Raw genomic sequence first — 14,504 nt, forward strand, 5'->3', positions numbered from 1 at the left:
CAAGCCGACCGCGCGGACCTCATCGGGGTACCAGAACGGCGGCGGTACGCACCAGATCGGTGTCGATGACGAACCGTCCGGCGATCGACACCGGCGGATCGGTCACCGGTGCCGCGGCGACCCGGGCGGGCGCGATCAGCGCGGTGAACGTGCCGGCCGCCGGGTCGAGCGTCACCCGGGCGTCGGCGAAGTCCAGCCAGGTACCGACCACCGGGTACCAGACCTTGTAGACGGTCTCCTTGACGCTGAACAGCACGGTCGGCCAGGGCGCACCGGCGGGCAGCCGGGCCAGGGCGTCCTCCTCCTCGGGCAGGCAGACCCGGCGGCGTACCCCCGGGCTGAGGTCCTGGCGGCGCTCGGCGTCCATCCCGACGGAGCGCACCTGCGTGGCGTGGGCGGCGGCCGCCGCGCAGTAGCCGGTGGTGTGCGTGATGGTGCCGACCACCCCGGGTGGCCAGACCGGCGACCGGTCGGGCGCCGCCACGACCGGCGCGGCCGGCAACCCGAGCCCGGCCAGCGCGCGGCGGGCGCAGACCCGGCCGGCGGTGAAGTCCCGGCGCCGGCCCGGCACCGCGCGGTCGCCGAGGCACGCCCGCTCGGCGGGGAGCAGCGCCCCCGACCAGTCGCCGGGACCGGCCACGGCCACCGCGACCGCCGGCGGCAGGAGGTCACGCACGGCTCGCACCCGGGGGTCGTCGGGGCGGGCCGGATGGTCCCGGCCGGGGACGGTGCTGCGGCGTGACCATGGCAGGTGAACGTACCGGAGTGATGTAACGGCGGAGCGTGGCGGAACGCTGTTGGGGCGACCGGGGGAGATCGTCCACATGCGAGAAGTCCACTGACGAGAGGAATGGCCGATGACGCCTGGTGCGAAGGCATCGGGACCAGGACCGGACGAGCACGTCCCGGTCACACCCGACTGGAACTGCGCCTCCTGCGGCGACGAGTGGCCCTGCGACACCAAGCGCAGCCGGCTGCTGAGCGAGTACCAGGCCGATCGCGCCTCGCTGAGCATCTATCTCGGCTCCTGCCTGGCCGCCGCCAGCGAGGACCTGCCCGCCCGGCACAGCCGGTCGCTGCAGGACCGGTTCATCGGCTGGGTGCCGCGCATCCCACGTACCCAGTGACTCGCCGCCGTGCCCGCCGCGCCCCGATTGGTGAGGGAAAGCGGAGGTTCCGGCGCGGGCCGGGACGCCGCCCGGAAGCCGTCAACCTTGGTTGGCGGGACGGACGGCCGGTCGCCCGCCGGGGACCGGATCGGCCCTGGTGGTCATCGTCGGAAACTTGACCCGCGGTCACCCGTTGTGCGAGTGCGGGAGTGTGGTTAAGCTCTTCATGCGCGCCCCAATCGCCCGCTTCCCCCGTGGCAGGCGATCGGGGCGCGCTTCTTTGTGCGCCGTCCGGTATCCCGCCGCGCCACCGACTCGCCGCGCCCGCCCGGAAACCCGCCGCGCCACCCACCCGCTGCGCCGCCGGATCCGCCCCGCCCCCCGGAACCCGCTGCCCGCGTCGCGGCGCGGCGTCGCCGGGACATCCTGGTCGGGGAGGCCGCCACCACGGCCGCGGCCCGGCGGAGGTCCGCCGGGCCGCGGGTGAGCGGGCGCATCGGGCGTCAGATCCAGCGGCCGTCCAGCCACATCCGCGCGGACCACTCCGCGTAGGTGAGCAGCCGGCCCACGAAGATCGGATAGAAGTAGGCGAAACAGAGGGCCACCAGCAGCACGTACGCGCCCGCGATGATCCCGCCGACCAGCCGGCGGTCGGAGACGTCCTGCTCGGTTGGCGGCGGCGCGCCGACGGGGCCGCCGACCGGCGCCGGCGACACGATCGCGCCGAGCACGTAGACCACCGCCAGCACCAGGAACGGCACCGCCGGCGCCAGGTAGAAGGAGAACATCGTCCGGCCGTCCAGGGCGAACCAGAACCAGGGCAGCATGCCGGCGGCCACGGTGAGCAGAATCGCGCTGGCCCGCCAGTCCCGCCGGGCCAGGCCGAGCCAGGCCGTCGCCGCCAGCGCCGGCAGGAACGACCACCACAGCAGCGGGGTGCCCAGCAGCAGCACCTCCGAGGCGCACTGCGCCGCGCCGCAGTTGCCGTCACCGGACCAGGAGAAGGCCACCGGCCGGCCGAGCAGCAGCCACTGCCAGGGCCACGACTGGTACTTGTGTGGGTCGTCGAGCTGGGCGTGGAACCCGTACGCCGCCTTGTGGTATTCCCACAGGTTGATCAGCGCCCCGACCACCGGGGTGTCACTGAGCCCGGGGGTGTTCGGGTAGCGGCTGGCCAGCCGGTAGTAGCCGTCGTCGCTGAGCAGCCAGCCGGACCAGGTGGCCAGGTAGGTACCGAGCATCAGCACGCCGGCCAGCAGCAGCCAGGGCACCTCGTCGAGCAGCGCGTCCCGCCACGGGCGACGGACGCCGGCCGACCGGCGGACACCGACCTCCCAGAGGATCACCAGCAGTGCGAAGGCCGGCACGAAGTAGAGGGCACTCCACTTCACCGAGCCGGCGCAGCCGAGCAGCACGCCCGCGGCCAGCCGCCACCACGGCCAGTCCCGCCAGGTCGACGGCGGCCGGCCGGCCCGCCCCGGCACCGACGGGTCGAGCCCGGCGTCCAGCGCCCGCGCCCAGCGCCGCCGCCGGGCGTCCCGGTCCAGCACCAGCGCGCCGAACGCGGCCAGCACGAACAACAGCAGGAAGATGTCGAGCAGGGCGGCCCGGGAGAGCACCAGGTGGTAGCCGTCCAGGGCGAGCAGCAGGCCCGCCGCGCAGCCGAGCGCCGTGGAGCCGAACATCCGCCGGCCGATCCGCACCAACATCAGCACCGACAGGGTGCCGGCGACGGCCGCCGCGAACCGCCAGCCGAACTCCGGGGCGGTGGTGACCAGGTGCCCCGGCACCGAGATGTTCGTCTCCGCGTCCTGGTAGCCGAAGGCCCACTCGCCGAGCCCGATCAGCCACTTGCCCAGCGGCGGGTGCACCACGTACGACGGGCCGTTGTCCTTGTAGTTCCACTCGACGCCCCGGCTGATCAGCCCGTAGGCGTCCTTGGCGTAGTAGGTCTCGTCGAAGATCTTGCCGGGCGGGCTGCTCAGCCCGACGAAGCGCAGGATCGCCGCGATCGCCACCACGACGCCGGTGGCCAGCCAGGAGTAGCCGTCGAGGCGGGCGTCGACGGTGCCGAGCCGGCGCCGGACGACGGCCGGCACCCCGCCTCCACCGCCGGCTGGGGACGGCCCGGTGGCCGGTCCGTCGTTCGTCCGCCCGGCGGCGGATCCACCCGCGCTCGCGCTCTGTGCTGTCGACGCACTCGTCACCCGGCGATCGTAGGCTGCGAAGGTGCCCGGTGGCGCCCGTCGTCTCCGAGATTGGTACGACCGTCGATGAAGGAGCGCACGTCGTGGGTGAAATGTCCGAGGTTGGCCGCCTGGTGCTGCTCGGCGCGCCGCTGGGCAACCCGGCCGACGCCTCCAGCCGGTTCCGCGACGTGCTCGGCGCCGCCGACGTGGTCGCCGCCGAGGACACCCGCCGGCTCACCCGGCTGGCCCGCGACCTCGGCGTCACCGTGCCCGGGCGGATCGTCTCCTACTTCGAGGGCAACGAGGAGCGGCGGACCCCGGAGCTGGTCGAGGTGCTGGCCGCCGGCTACACCGTCGCGCTGGTCACCGACGGCGGCATGCCCAGCGTCTCCGACCCGGGATACCGGCTGGTCCGCGCCGCCATCGACGCCGGCGTCCCGGTCACCGCGGCCCCCGGTCCCAGCGCCGTGACCACCGCGCTGGCGCTGTCCGGCCTGCCCTGCGACCGGTTCTGCTTCGAGGGCTTCCTGCCCCGCAGCCCCGGCGGCCGCCGCGCCCGGCTGCGTGCCCTGGCCGCCGAGGAACGCACCCTGGTCATCTTCGAGGCGCCGCACCGGATCACCGGCGCGCTCGCCGACCTGGCCGCCGTGTTCGGCCCGGACCGGCCGGCCGCGCTCTGCCGAGAGCTGACCAAGACCTACGAGGAGGTGGTCCGCCGGCCGCTCGGTGAGCTGGCCGAGTGGGCCGCCGAGGGCGAGCCGCGCGGCGAGATCACCCTGGTCGTGGCCGGCGCGCCGGCGGCCGTCGCGGACCGGCCGGACGACGACACGCTGCGCGCCGCGGTGGCCGCGCGGGAGGCCGCCGGGCTGTCCCGGCGGGACGCGATCACCGAGGTGGCCACCGAGTACGGGCTGCGCCGCCGCGAGGTCTACGCGGTCGTGCACGAGTGACCGCAGCGGGCCCGGTCAACGCCCGCCGGACCGGAACTGACCCGGCCCGACCGGCGCGCCGGGTCACCAGGCGGCGGCCAGGAAGCCCACCGTCATCAGCACCGGCCCGGCCAGGGCGGCCCCCACCGCCCAGCGGCGCTGCCGGCGGTCCGGCAGCCGGGTCGCCCCGGTCCACCGGGCGATCCCCGCGGCGCAGGCCAGCACCAGCAGCAGCCCGAGCAGCCAGCGCAGGTGCCGGCCGGCGCCGGTGTCCGCGTACGCGGTGCCGCCGTCCGGCCCGGTCATCCGGGCCGGCAGCGCGCTGCCGGTGGCGCTGCGCTCGGCCGGCACCCCGCTGACCCGTACCCCGTGGGCCACGAACCGGTCGGCCTCGGCCAGGAAGATGCCCCGGCAGCGCTGGGTCAGGCCACCGCCGGAACAGTCCGTGATCACCACCGTGCCGGCCGTCGCGTGCCCCGCCGCCAGCCAGAACGGCCCCGCGCTCACCCAGGCGAAGAACGCCGCCAGCAGGCTCAGCGTGACCAGCGCCGCCAGCCCGTTCGCCGGGGCCGGCGGATGGCTGGACCGGGTGCGCGCCCCCCGGGCCGCCGGGCGGGTGGCCGGGGGACGGGGCTCCGCGCGCAGTGGCGTGCCGTCCCAGTGCACCTCCTCGATCGGCGCCCAGAACACCCCGCCGTCGCCGTCCGGAGTGGTGCCGGTGGCCTGGCGCCGCTGCCAGCGCGGCTGCCGCAGCGGCACCCGACGCGGCACCGCGTCCACCGGCGCGCCGGTGGTCGGCTCCACCTGGACCGGCGGGTCGGCCGGGTCGAGCCGGGGCTGCGGGGCGACGTTCCCGCCCCGCGCCCGCGCCGGCCGGCCGGCGTCGCCGGTCAGCGCCGGAGCGGTGGCCTCCTCCGGCCCCGGTGCCGCTCGTCTGCTGGTCACGCCGTTCATTTCACACCGGTACGCCGGGCCAGCCGGGCAGCTCAGGCCGCGTGTCGGCGACAAATCGGGCGGGCTGTCCGGGCCCGGTGGTGGGACGCGCCCTATTGGTTCGCAGGTCGCCCACGACAATCACTAGGCTCTACGCTCATGAGTCACGTTCTCGCCGCGGTCGCCTGGCCCTACGCCAACGGCCCGCGCCACATCGGCCACGTATCCGGATTCGGCGTTCCCTCCGACGTCTTCGCCCGGTACATGCGGATGGCCGGTCACAACGTGCTCATGGTCTCCGGCACCGACGAGCACGGCACTCCCATCCAGGTGCAGGCCGACGCCGAGGGGGCCAGCCCGCGCGAGCTGGCCGACCGGTACAACCGGGTGATCGCCGAGGACCTGCAGGCGCTGGGCCTGTCGTACGACCTGTTCACCCGGACCACCACCCGCAACCACTACGCGGTGGTGCAGGAGCTGTTCGAGGGGTTGTACCGCAACGGCTACATCGTCCCCAAGGTCACCACCGGGGCGATCTCCCCGTCCACCGGCCGGACCCTGCCCGACCGCTACATCGAGGGCACCTGCCCGATCTGCGGCTACGACAGCGCCCGCGGCGACCAGTGCGACAACTGCGGCAACCAGCTCGACCCGGTCGACCTGATCAACCCCAAGTCGAAGATCAACGGCGAGACGCCGGAATTCGTCGAGACCGAGCACTTCTTCCTGGACCTGCCCGCCCTGGCCGACGCGCTACGGCAGTGGCTGGACACCCGGGAGGGGTGGCGGCCCAACGTGCTTCGGTTCTCCCGCAACCTGCTCGACGACCTCCAGCCCCGGGCCATCACCCGGGACCTGGAGTGGGGCGTGCCGATCCCGCTGGACGGCTGGCGCGACCGCCCGGACAAGCGGATCTACGTCTGGTTCGACGCCGTCATCGGCTACCTGTCCGCCTCCATCGAATGGGCCCGCCGCGCCGGCGACCCCGAGGCGTGGCGGAAGTGGTGGTCCGCCGACGGCGAGGGCAAGGAGGCCCGCGGCTACTACTTCATGGGCAAGGACAACATCGTCTTCCACTCGGTCATCTGGCCGGCGCTGCTCGGCGGCTACTCCGGCGACGGCTCCCGGGACGGCGAGCCGGGCCGCCTCGGCCGGCTCAACCTGCCCACCGAGGTGGTGTCCAGCGAATACCTGACCATGGAGGGCCGGAAGTTCTCCTCCTCCCGCAAGGTGGTCATCTACGTCCGCGACTTCCTCGAGCGGTACGACGCCGACGCGCTGCGCTACTTCATCGCGGTGGCCGGACCGGAGAGCAACGACACCGACTTCACCTGGGCCGAGTTCCTCCGCCGCAACAACGACGAACTGGTCGCCGGCTGGGGCAACCTGGTCAACCGGTCCGTCTCGATGGCGGCGAAGAACTTCGGCGAGATCCCGCCGGTCGACCCGGCCGGGCTCACCGAGGCCGACGAGGCGCTGCTCGCCACCGCCCGGACCGGCTTCACCACCGTCGGCGACCTGATCGCCCGGCACCGGCAGAAGCAGGCCATCGGCGAGGCCATGAAGGTCGTCGCGGAGGCCAACAAGTACCTCTCCGAGCAGGCGCCCTGGAAGCTCAAGGACGCCGCCGACAAGCCCCGGATGGGCACCATCCTGCACGTCGCCCTCCAGGTGGTCAGCGACGCCAACACGCTGCTCACCCCGTTCCTGCCGCACTCCGCGCAGAAGATCCACGAGCTGCTCGGCGGCACCGGGGTGCACGCACCCATGCCGGTCATCGAGGAGGTCGAGGACCTCGACGGCGGGCCGGCGTACCCGGTGCTGACCGGCGACTACACGGTCGGTGCGCGCTGGGAGTCCGTACCCCTGGAGGCGGGCCGGCCGCTCGCGGCGCCGAAGCCGGTGTTCCGCAAGCTCGACCCGTCCATCGTCGACGAGGAACTGGCCCGGCTGGCCGGCTGACGGCCCGACGGACGGCACGGCCCCGGGGGATTCCCCTGGGGCCGTCGTCGTCGGTGTGGCTCAGGCGTGGGCCATCTGCGGCGCGCCGATGAACTGCATGATCGCCTGGTTCACCTCGGTGGGATGGGTCCACGGGGTGCCGTGCGGCGCCCCCTTGAGGGTGACCATCCGGCAGTCCGAGAGCATGTGCTGCAACCGCCCGCCGGTGGCCGGGTACGGCAGCACGTTGTCCTTGTCGCCCTGGATGATCAGCACCGGGATGGTGATGTTCGGCAGGTCGCCCCGGAAATCGGTCAGCCAGGCGTCGACCGAGTCGTGGGTGGCCTTCGCCGACGCCCGCGCGCCGATGTCCCAGTGCGCCCGGTACGCCTCCTCGCTGACCCACCTGCCCTTGTTCTCGCTGTAGTTGAAGAACGCGTCGCAGAACTGGGTCAGGTAGGCGAACCGGTCCTGGATGATGGCCGCCTTGAACCCCTCGAAGAGGCTCTGGTCGACCCCTTCCGGGTTGTCCTGGGTCTTCAGCAGGTACGGCGCCAACGGGGCCATGAGCACCGCCCGGTCCACCCGGTCCGACCCGTACGCGCCCAGGTAGCGGGTCACCTCACCGGTGCCCATCGAGTGCCCGATCAGGATCGCGTTGCGCAGATCCAACTCGGTCATCAGCACGTCCAGGTCGGCCGCGAAGGTGTTGTAGTCGTAGCCGAACGCCGGCTGGGCGGAGTTGCCGAAACCGCGCCGGTCGTACGTGATCACCCGGTAGCCGGCCGCGAGCAGCGGATTGGCCATCTTCTCCCAGGTCGCCCCGTTGAACGGGAAACCGTGGATCAGGACGATCGGCTGCCCGGAGCCGTGATCCTCGTAGTACAGGTCGATGGGTGCGGAGTTCTCCGTACCGACGGTAACGAAAGGCATGTCCGGTTCTCTCCCCCTGGGTACGTCGTTGACGCCCGCGCTTTCCCGGGGGGACCCCGGTTATGCCGTCCGGTACGGCAGGTCCACCACCCGGTCGTCGGTCACCTCGGCGCCCGGCGCCCAGGTCTCGTAGACGCCCCGCTCGTGGCACTGCGCCCCGGTCGCGGCCACCGCGTCCGGATCCGGGCGGCACAGCCGCAGCCGCAGCCAACCCGCCTCCTCCCGCAGCACCAGGCAGGGCACCCCGCGCCAGGCGGCGTAACGCAGCCGCCGGGCCGCCGACTCCACCGGGTAACGGGCCGCCCGGGTCATCGCCAGCACCCGGAACCCGCCCGGCAGGTCCGCCACCGCCTCGTACTCCCCGCCGGCGTACCCGCCGACGAGTTGGGTGGAGCGGGGCGCGTCGCCGGTCGGCACGTACTCCTGGTCGGGGGAGAGGCCCGGCACCGCGGCGAGCAGGTGCCGCCACTGCGGCCCCACCATGCGCAGCCAGCCGCGCTGCTCGGCCTGGTAGGTGTAGAGCACCACCTCCACCCCCTCCGCCGGGTAGGCGAGCAGGGTGGCGTTCGCCGGCATCGGCAGGTCGGCGAAGTCCCGGGTGACGAACTCCGGGATGAGCTGGGCGTTGCTCGGCACGAAACCGGTGCCCAGCACCGGCGGACCCAGCCGGTCCCGGGGCGGCAGCACGGTCAGGCCGTGGTGCGCCGGACCGATCGGGGCGTCGTAGTCGGCCGGGTCGGCGGCCCGCCAGCGCAGCGCGTACGCCACGTCGCCGCCCTCGCCGTCACCGCGCAGCACCGCCAGCGCGCCCGGGGTACGCAGGTGCGCCACGTCGTGCTCCCGGTAGCAGAAGCCGTGCGGCAGCCACCCCCGCACATATCCGGCGAGCTGACGGGCGGAGAGCACCTTCACCATCCGGGTCCCGGGCCGGATGACCGCCGACGCGCGCACCGCGGCCAGCGTCGGATCCCCGGCCGCCGCCGGCGCCTGGCTGAGCTGGTGCAGGTACGCCCAGCCGTGCTCGCGGTGCACCGGCATCAGCAGCGGCGGGTCCGCCTCCTCGGTCGGCTCGGCCGCCCCGTGCACCGCGCTCACCTCGGTCACGTGCACGAACCGGCGCCACGGGTAACCGGCCCCCGGTCGGGGTACGAACTCGAAACCGGGCAGCTCGTCGGCGCTGAACACCTCGTAGGCGGCACCCCGGGCCAGCTCCTCCGCGGGGTGCACCCGGCCCTCGTACGTCACGTGCTGCCCGGTCCGCTCGGGGGCGGCCCCGCTGGTCTGAGGGGTGACGGTCACCCGGCGGACGCTATGCGCGGCAGATGTTGGGCACGTGAACAGCCGGTGGCGGTCCGGGAACGCCGCCCGGCGGCGGTGTGTGATGCTGGCCGCGATGACTGAGCAGACCGAGACCCGCAAGCAGCGGGCCGCCCGCCGGGCCGGGGAGTTCCCGCCCGCCCCGGAGGCGCTGCCCGTGCCCGTGCTGGACAGCCACACCCACCTCGACATCACCGTCAGCGACTACGGCGTACCCGGCGGGGCACCGGGCGGCGTGAGCGGCCCCGCCGAGGACCCGGTCGCCGCCGCCATCGCGGTCGCCGCCGGCGTCGGCGTGGACCGGCTGGTGCAGGTCGGCGTGGACGTCGAGTCGTCCCGGTGGGGCGCCGACGTCGCCGAGCGCTACGGCGCGGTGCTCGCCACCGTGGCGCTGCACCCCAACGAGGCGCCCCGCCTCGCCGACCTGGACGAGGCGCTGCGGCAGATCGAAAGCCTCGCCGGCCGCGACCGGGTACGCGGCATCGGCGAGACCGGGATGGACTTCTTCCGCACCGGCGACGAGGGGCGGGCCGCGCAGGAGGAGAGCTTCCGGGCGCACATCGCGATCGCCAAGCGGTACGGCAAGGCGCTGGTCATCCACGACCGCGACGCACACGCCGACGTGCTGCGCGTCCTCGACGACGAGGGCGCCCCGGAGACCGTGGTGCTGCACTGCTTCTCCGGCGACGCCGACTTCGCCCGGGAGTGCGTCCGCCGCGGCTACCTGCTCAGCTACGCCGGCACGGTCACCTTCGGCAGCGCCGCCGCGCTCCGCGCGGCCGCCACCGTCACCCCGCCCGGGCAGCTGCTGGTGGAGACCGACGCGCCGTACCTGACCCCGATGCCGCACCGGGGCCGGCCCAACGCGTCGTACCTGATCCCGCTGACCGTGCGGTTCCTCGCCGAGACCACCGGGGCCGACCTCGACCAGCTCTGCGCCGCCATCTCCGCGAACGGCGAGCGCGCCTTCGGGCCCTGGTGAGTGAGGAAGGGCCCCCTCCGTCCACCCCGGGCGGACGCCCTACGCTACGGGGTGTGACCGGTCTCCTCGGCCCGGCGGAGATCCGGGAACTCGCCGCGCGGCTCGGCGTGACCCCGACCAAGAAGCTCGGCCAGAACTTCGTGCACGACCCGAACACCGTCCGCCGGATCGTCACCACCGCCGGGCTGGCCCCCGACGACGTGGCCCTGGAGGTCGGCCCCGGGCTCGGCTCGCTCACCCTGGCCCTGCTCCCGGTGGCGGCGCACGTGCACGCCGTGGAGCTGGACCCGGCGCTGGCCGCCGCGCTGCCGGAGACCGCCGCCCGGTTCGCCGGCCCGGACGCCGCCCGGCTCACCGTGCACCCCGGCGACGCGCTGCGGATCACCGCCGCCGAGCTGGCCGATCCGGCACCCACCGCGCTGGTGGCGAACCTGCCGTACAACGTGGCCGTGCCGGTGGTGCTGCACCTGCTCGCCGAGCTGCCCACCCTGCGGCACGGCCTGGTGATGGTGCAGAAGGAGGTCGCCGACCGGCTCGTCGCCGGTCCCGGCTCCAAGGTGTACGGCATCCCGTCGGTCAAGCTCGCCTGGTACGCCCGCTCCCGGGCGGCCGGCAAGGTCCCGCCGAACGTCTTCTGGCCGGTGCCGAACGTCGACTCCGGGCTGGTCGCGTTCACCCGGCGCGAGCCGCCCCGCTCCGACGTACCCCGGGAAGCCGTCTTCGCGGTGGTTGACGCGGCGTTCGCGCAGCGCCGCAAGACCCTGCGCGCCGCCCTGGCCGGCTGGGCCGGCGGCGCCGACCGGGCCGCCGCGGTGCTCACCGCCGCCGGCGTGGAACCCGGCGCGCGCGGGGAGGCACTCACCGTGGAGCAGTTCGCCGCGATCGCCGCGTCGGCCCCGACCGTGCCCGCCGCCGCCCAGTAGGCTGGGCGTGTCCCCCCACCCCGCCGAGGAGCCCACCGTGGAGAAGCCGTTCGACATCCGCCTGCGCCCCCGGGACACCGTCCGGTGACCGAGGCCTGGCGACCGGACGACGAGGAGGAGCTGCGGCGACGGGGCGCCAGCGGGCCGGTCAAGGTCCGGGTGCCCGCCAAGGTCAACCTGCACCTCGGGGTGGGGCCGCTGCGCCGCGACGGCTACCACGAGCTGAACACCGTCTACCACGCGATCTCCATCTACGACGAGCTGACCGCGCGCCGGGGCGACACGCTCACCCTCACCATGGAGGGCGAGGGCGCCGGTGAGCTGGCGCTGGACGACACCAACCTGGCGATCCGGGCCGCGCACGCCCTCGCCGGGTACGCGGGCGTACTGCCGCACGCCCGGCTGCACCTACGCAAGCAGATCCCCCTCGCCGGCGGGCTGGCCGGAGGTAGCGCCGACGCGGCCGCCGCCCTGGTGGCCTGCGACGCGCTCTGGGGCACCGGCCTGTCCCGGGACGAACTGGCCGGCATCGCCGCCGACCTGGGTTCGGACGTGCCGTTCCTGATCCACGGCGGCACCGCGCTCGGCACCGGCCGTGGCGAGGCGGTCAGCCCGGTGCTGGCCCGCCCCACCTCCTGGCACTGGGTGGTGGCCGTCGCCGACACCGGGCTGTCCACCCCGGCCGCCTACCGGGAGCTGGACCGGCTGCGTGACGCGGGCACCGCCGGCGCGCCGCTGGGCAGCACCGACGGGCTGCTCGCCGCGCTGCGCCAGCGCGACCCGCGGGTGCTCGCCGCCCAGCTCGGCAACGACCTCCAGGACGCCGCGCTGGCCATGCGACCGGCGCTGGTCGACACGCTGAAGGCGGGCGAGGCGGCCGGCGCGCTCGCCGGCATCGTCTCCGGCTCCGGCCCCACCTGCGTCTTCCTGACCAGCGACGAGGCGCACGCGACCCGGGTCGCCGCCGACCTGGCCGCCGCCGGGGTGTGCCGGGAGGCCCGGGTGGCGCACGGTCCGGTCGCCGGCGCCCGCATCATCTGACCCACCGGCCGCCCGGCCCGGTCGGCTCCCATCCCCTCCCGTCCCTGGCCCGGTCGTGATCGACCCGGGTTGCGGCAAACCGGGGCTTCGGGGGGCAGGCAGGCCACGATTTGCCGCATTCTGTGGCCGCTGCCGGCCGGGCGGGTGTCCGGCTCGGCCGGCCGAGCGCGTCCCCCCGGTCGGGAGGGGCGTCCCCCCGGTCGGGAGGGGCGCCCGGCAGGGCGGGGCGGCGGGGCGGCGCGGGGGGCTGGTCCGCGTACCCTTGGGGGCGGGCGTCCTGAGGTGCCGGCCGGCACCGGGACGCCTTGATCATGAAAGGTGGGGGAGTGGCCAACATCGTCAACCTGGACCGGGTGTCCAAGGGGTACGGCGCCGCCGGGCCGCTGCTCACCGACGTCTCGCTCGGCCTCGACGACGCCGACCGGGTCGGCGTGGTGGGCCTCAACGGCGCCGGCAAGTCCACCCTGTTGCGGCTGCTCACCCGCCTCGAGGACCCCGACGACGGCCGGGTCACCCACCGCCGCGACCTGCGGGTGTCCTGGCTGCCGCAGACGTTGGAGCTGGCACCCGAGGCCACCGTCCGCGACGTCGTGCTCGGCACCGCGTGGCTCGGCGAGAGCATGGGCGCCGAGCACGAGTGGGCCGGCGACGCCGGCGTGCGGGCCATCCTCGACGGCCTGGGCATGCCCCACCTGGGCCTGGAAGCGCCCGTGGGTCCGATGTCCGGCGGCGAGCGCCGCCGGGTCGCCCTCGCCGCGCTGCTGGTCCGCGAGGCCGACCTGCTCATCCTCGACGAGCCCACCAACCACCTCGACGTCGGCGGCGTCGACTGGCTGGCCAGGCACCTGGTCACCCGGAAGGGCGCGCTCGTCGTGGTCACCCACGACCGGTGGTTCCTCGACGCGGTCTGCACCACCACCTGGGAGGTCGCCGACCAGATCGTCCGGGCGTACGAGGGCGGCTTCGCCGCCTGGACGCTGGCCCGGGTCGAGCGGCAGCGGGTCGCCGCCGCCACCGAGGCCCGCCGGCAGAACCTGCTCCGCAAGGAGATCGCCTGGCTGCGCCGGGGCGCGCCGGCCCGCACCTCGAAGCCGAAGTTCCGGATCGAGGCCGCGAACGCGCTCATCGCCGACGTGCCGGAGCCGCGCGACACCACGTCGTTGCAGCGGCTCGCCACCGCCCGGCTCGGCAAGCAGGTGTACGACCTGGCGCAGGTCACCCTGCACGCCGGCCCCAAGGAGATCCTGCGCGGCCTCACCTGGCAGGTCGGCCCCGGCGACCGGGTCGCCATCCTCGGCCGCAACGGCGCCGGCAAGACCACCCTGCTGCGCCTGCTCGCCGGGGTGACCCGCCCCGACGGCGGCCACTTCACCACCGGGCAGACCGTCCGGCCGGCGTTCCTCTCCCAGGAACTCGCCGAACTTCCCGGCCACCTGCGGGTCCTCGAAGCCGTCGAGGAGGTGGCCCGGCGGGTCCAGTTCGGCGACCGGGAGATCAGCGCCGCCCAGCTCGCCGAGATCTTCGGCTTCGACGACCGGCGGCTCTGGACCCCGGTCAGCGACCTCTCCGGCGGCGAGCGGCGCCGGTTGCAGATGCTGCGGCTGCTCGCCGGTGAGCCCAACGTGCTCCTGCTCGACGAGCCCACCAACGACCTGGACACCGACACCCTCGCCGCGCTGGAGGACCTGCTCGACTCCTGGCCGGGCACCATCGTGGTGGCCAGCCACGACCGCTACCTCATCGAGCGGGTCACCGACGTCGCGTACGGGATGTTCGGCGACGGCCGGCTGGTGCACCTGCCCGGCGGGGTCGACGAGTACCTGGCCCGGGCCGCCGCCGGTCGCGGACCGGCCCCCGCCGACCTCACCCCGGCCGGGCCGGGCCCGGTCCGCGAGGGTCTCTCCGCCGCCGAGGTACGTACCGCGAAGAAGGAACTCAGCCGGCTGGAACGGCAAATCGCCAAGCTCGAGCAGCGGGAGGCGACCCTGCACGAGCAGCTCGCCGCCCACGCCACCGACTACGCCAAGGTCGCCGAGCTGGACGCCCAACTCAAGGAGGTGCGGGCCGAGCGGGACCGCACCGAGGAGACCTGGCTCGCCCTCGCCGAGGAGCTGCCGGCGGACTGACCCGCCGTCGGGAGGGGGTGTGCGGCGTCACAGCCCGGCGTGCGGGACAATCGCTGGCGACCCCTCACCCGAACGGTCTTG

At 74.6% G+C, this 14,504-nt stretch carries 12 protein-coding genes; 7 read left to right on the forward strand and 5 right to left on the reverse strand.

Features of this window, described 5'->3' with window-relative positions; genetic code table 11:
- Positions 1-19: 19 nt before the first annotated feature.
- Positions 20-676: a 4'-phosphopantetheinyl transferase superfamily protein gene (locus AB0I11_RS16015; RefSeq protein WP_357319954.1), complete on the reverse strand. Its 657-nt coding sequence runs from the start codon at positions 674-676 to the stop codon at positions 20-22.
- A 181-nt stretch (positions 677-857) separates the two neighbouring features.
- On the opposite strand from AB0I11_RS16015, the gene AB0I11_RS16020 reads away from it, so the two are divergent.
- Entirely contained in the window at positions 858-1,127 is a 270-nt protein-coding gene (locus AB0I11_RS16020) for a hypothetical protein (protein ID WP_357319957.1), read from the forward strand.
- Between the two features lie 485 nt (positions 1,128-1,612).
- Here AB0I11_RS16020 and AB0I11_RS16025 read toward each other — a convergent pair whose 3' ends face one another.
- Positions 1,613-3,208, reverse strand: a complete 1,596-nt coding sequence (locus AB0I11_RS16025) for a phospholipid carrier-dependent glycosyltransferase (protein ID WP_357319960.1) — start codon at positions 3,206-3,208, stop codon at positions 1,613-1,615.
- Between the two features lie 191 nt (positions 3,209-3,399).
- Between AB0I11_RS16025 and rsmI the strand changes: the two genes are divergently transcribed.
- Positions 3,400-4,248, forward strand: a complete 849-nt coding sequence (rsmI, locus tag AB0I11_RS16030) for a 16S rRNA (cytidine(1402)-2'-O)-methyltransferase (protein ID WP_357319962.1) — start codon at positions 3,400-3,402, stop codon at positions 4,246-4,248.
- A gap of 63 nt (positions 4,249-4,311) precedes the next feature.
- Here rsmI and AB0I11_RS16035 read toward each other — a convergent pair whose 3' ends face one another.
- The gene (locus AB0I11_RS16035) at positions 4,312-5,181 is read right to left on the reverse strand and encodes a hypothetical protein (RefSeq protein WP_357319965.1); all 870 of its coding nucleotides are present in this window, start codon (positions 5,179-5,181) and stop codon (positions 4,312-4,314) included.
- Between the two features lie 138 nt (positions 5,182-5,319).
- On the opposite strand from AB0I11_RS16035, the gene metG reads away from it, so the two are divergent.
- Entirely contained in the window at positions 5,320-7,122 is a 1,803-nt protein-coding gene (gene metG / locus AB0I11_RS16040) for a methionine--tRNA ligase (RefSeq protein WP_357319970.1), read from the forward strand.
- A 60-nt stretch (positions 7,123-7,182) separates the two neighbouring features.
- Here the strand turns inward: metG and AB0I11_RS16045 are convergent, their stop codons facing one another.
- Positions 7,183-8,034, reverse strand: coding sequence for an alpha/beta hydrolase (locus AB0I11_RS16045; protein ID WP_357319973.1), 852 nt, complete (start codon positions 8,032-8,034; stop codon positions 7,183-7,185).
- Positions 8,035-8,094: 60 nt separating this feature from the next.
- Positions 8,095-9,333 carry a hypothetical protein gene (locus AB0I11_RS16050; RefSeq protein WP_357319976.1) on the reverse strand — a complete coding sequence of 413 codons (1,239 nt, stop codon included), beginning with the start codon at positions 9,331-9,333 and terminating at the stop codon, positions 8,095-8,097.
- Positions 9,334-9,415: 82 nt separating this feature from the next.
- Here AB0I11_RS16050 and AB0I11_RS16055 point away from each other — a divergent pair, with 82 nt between their 5' ends.
- From AB0I11_RS16055 to AB0I11_RS16070, 4 genes are all read left to right on the forward strand, one after another.
- Complete coding sequence (locus tag AB0I11_RS16055) at positions 9,416-10,333, forward strand: TatD family hydrolase (RefSeq protein WP_357320080.1); 918 nt, start codon at positions 9,416-9,418, stop codon at positions 10,331-10,333.
- A 53-nt stretch (positions 10,334-10,386) separates the two neighbouring features.
- Positions 10,387-11,256: a 16S rRNA (adenine(1518)-N(6)/adenine(1519)-N(6))-dimethyltransferase RsmA gene (rsmA, locus tag AB0I11_RS16060; protein WP_357319979.1), complete on the forward strand. Its 870-nt coding sequence runs from the start codon at positions 10,387-10,389 to the stop codon at positions 11,254-11,256.
- An 84-nt stretch (positions 11,257-11,340) separates the two neighbouring features.
- A complete protein-coding gene (locus AB0I11_RS16065) occupies positions 11,341-12,297 on the forward strand; it encodes a 4-(cytidine 5'-diphospho)-2-C-methyl-D-erythritol kinase (RefSeq protein ID WP_357319982.1) in 957 nt (318 codons plus the stop codon).
- A gap of 326 nt (positions 12,298-12,623) precedes the next feature.
- Positions 12,624-14,423: an ABC-F family ATP-binding cassette domain-containing protein gene (locus AB0I11_RS16070; protein WP_357319985.1), complete on the forward strand. Its 1,800-nt coding sequence runs from the start codon at positions 12,624-12,626 to the stop codon at positions 14,421-14,423.
- The last annotated feature ends 81 nt before the right edge of the window (positions 14,424-14,504 follow it).

It is taken from the genome of Micromonospora sp. NPDC050495, assembly GCF_040655175.1.
Classification (GTDB): Bacteria; Actinomycetota; Actinomycetes; order Mycobacteriales; family Micromonosporaceae; genus Micromonospora.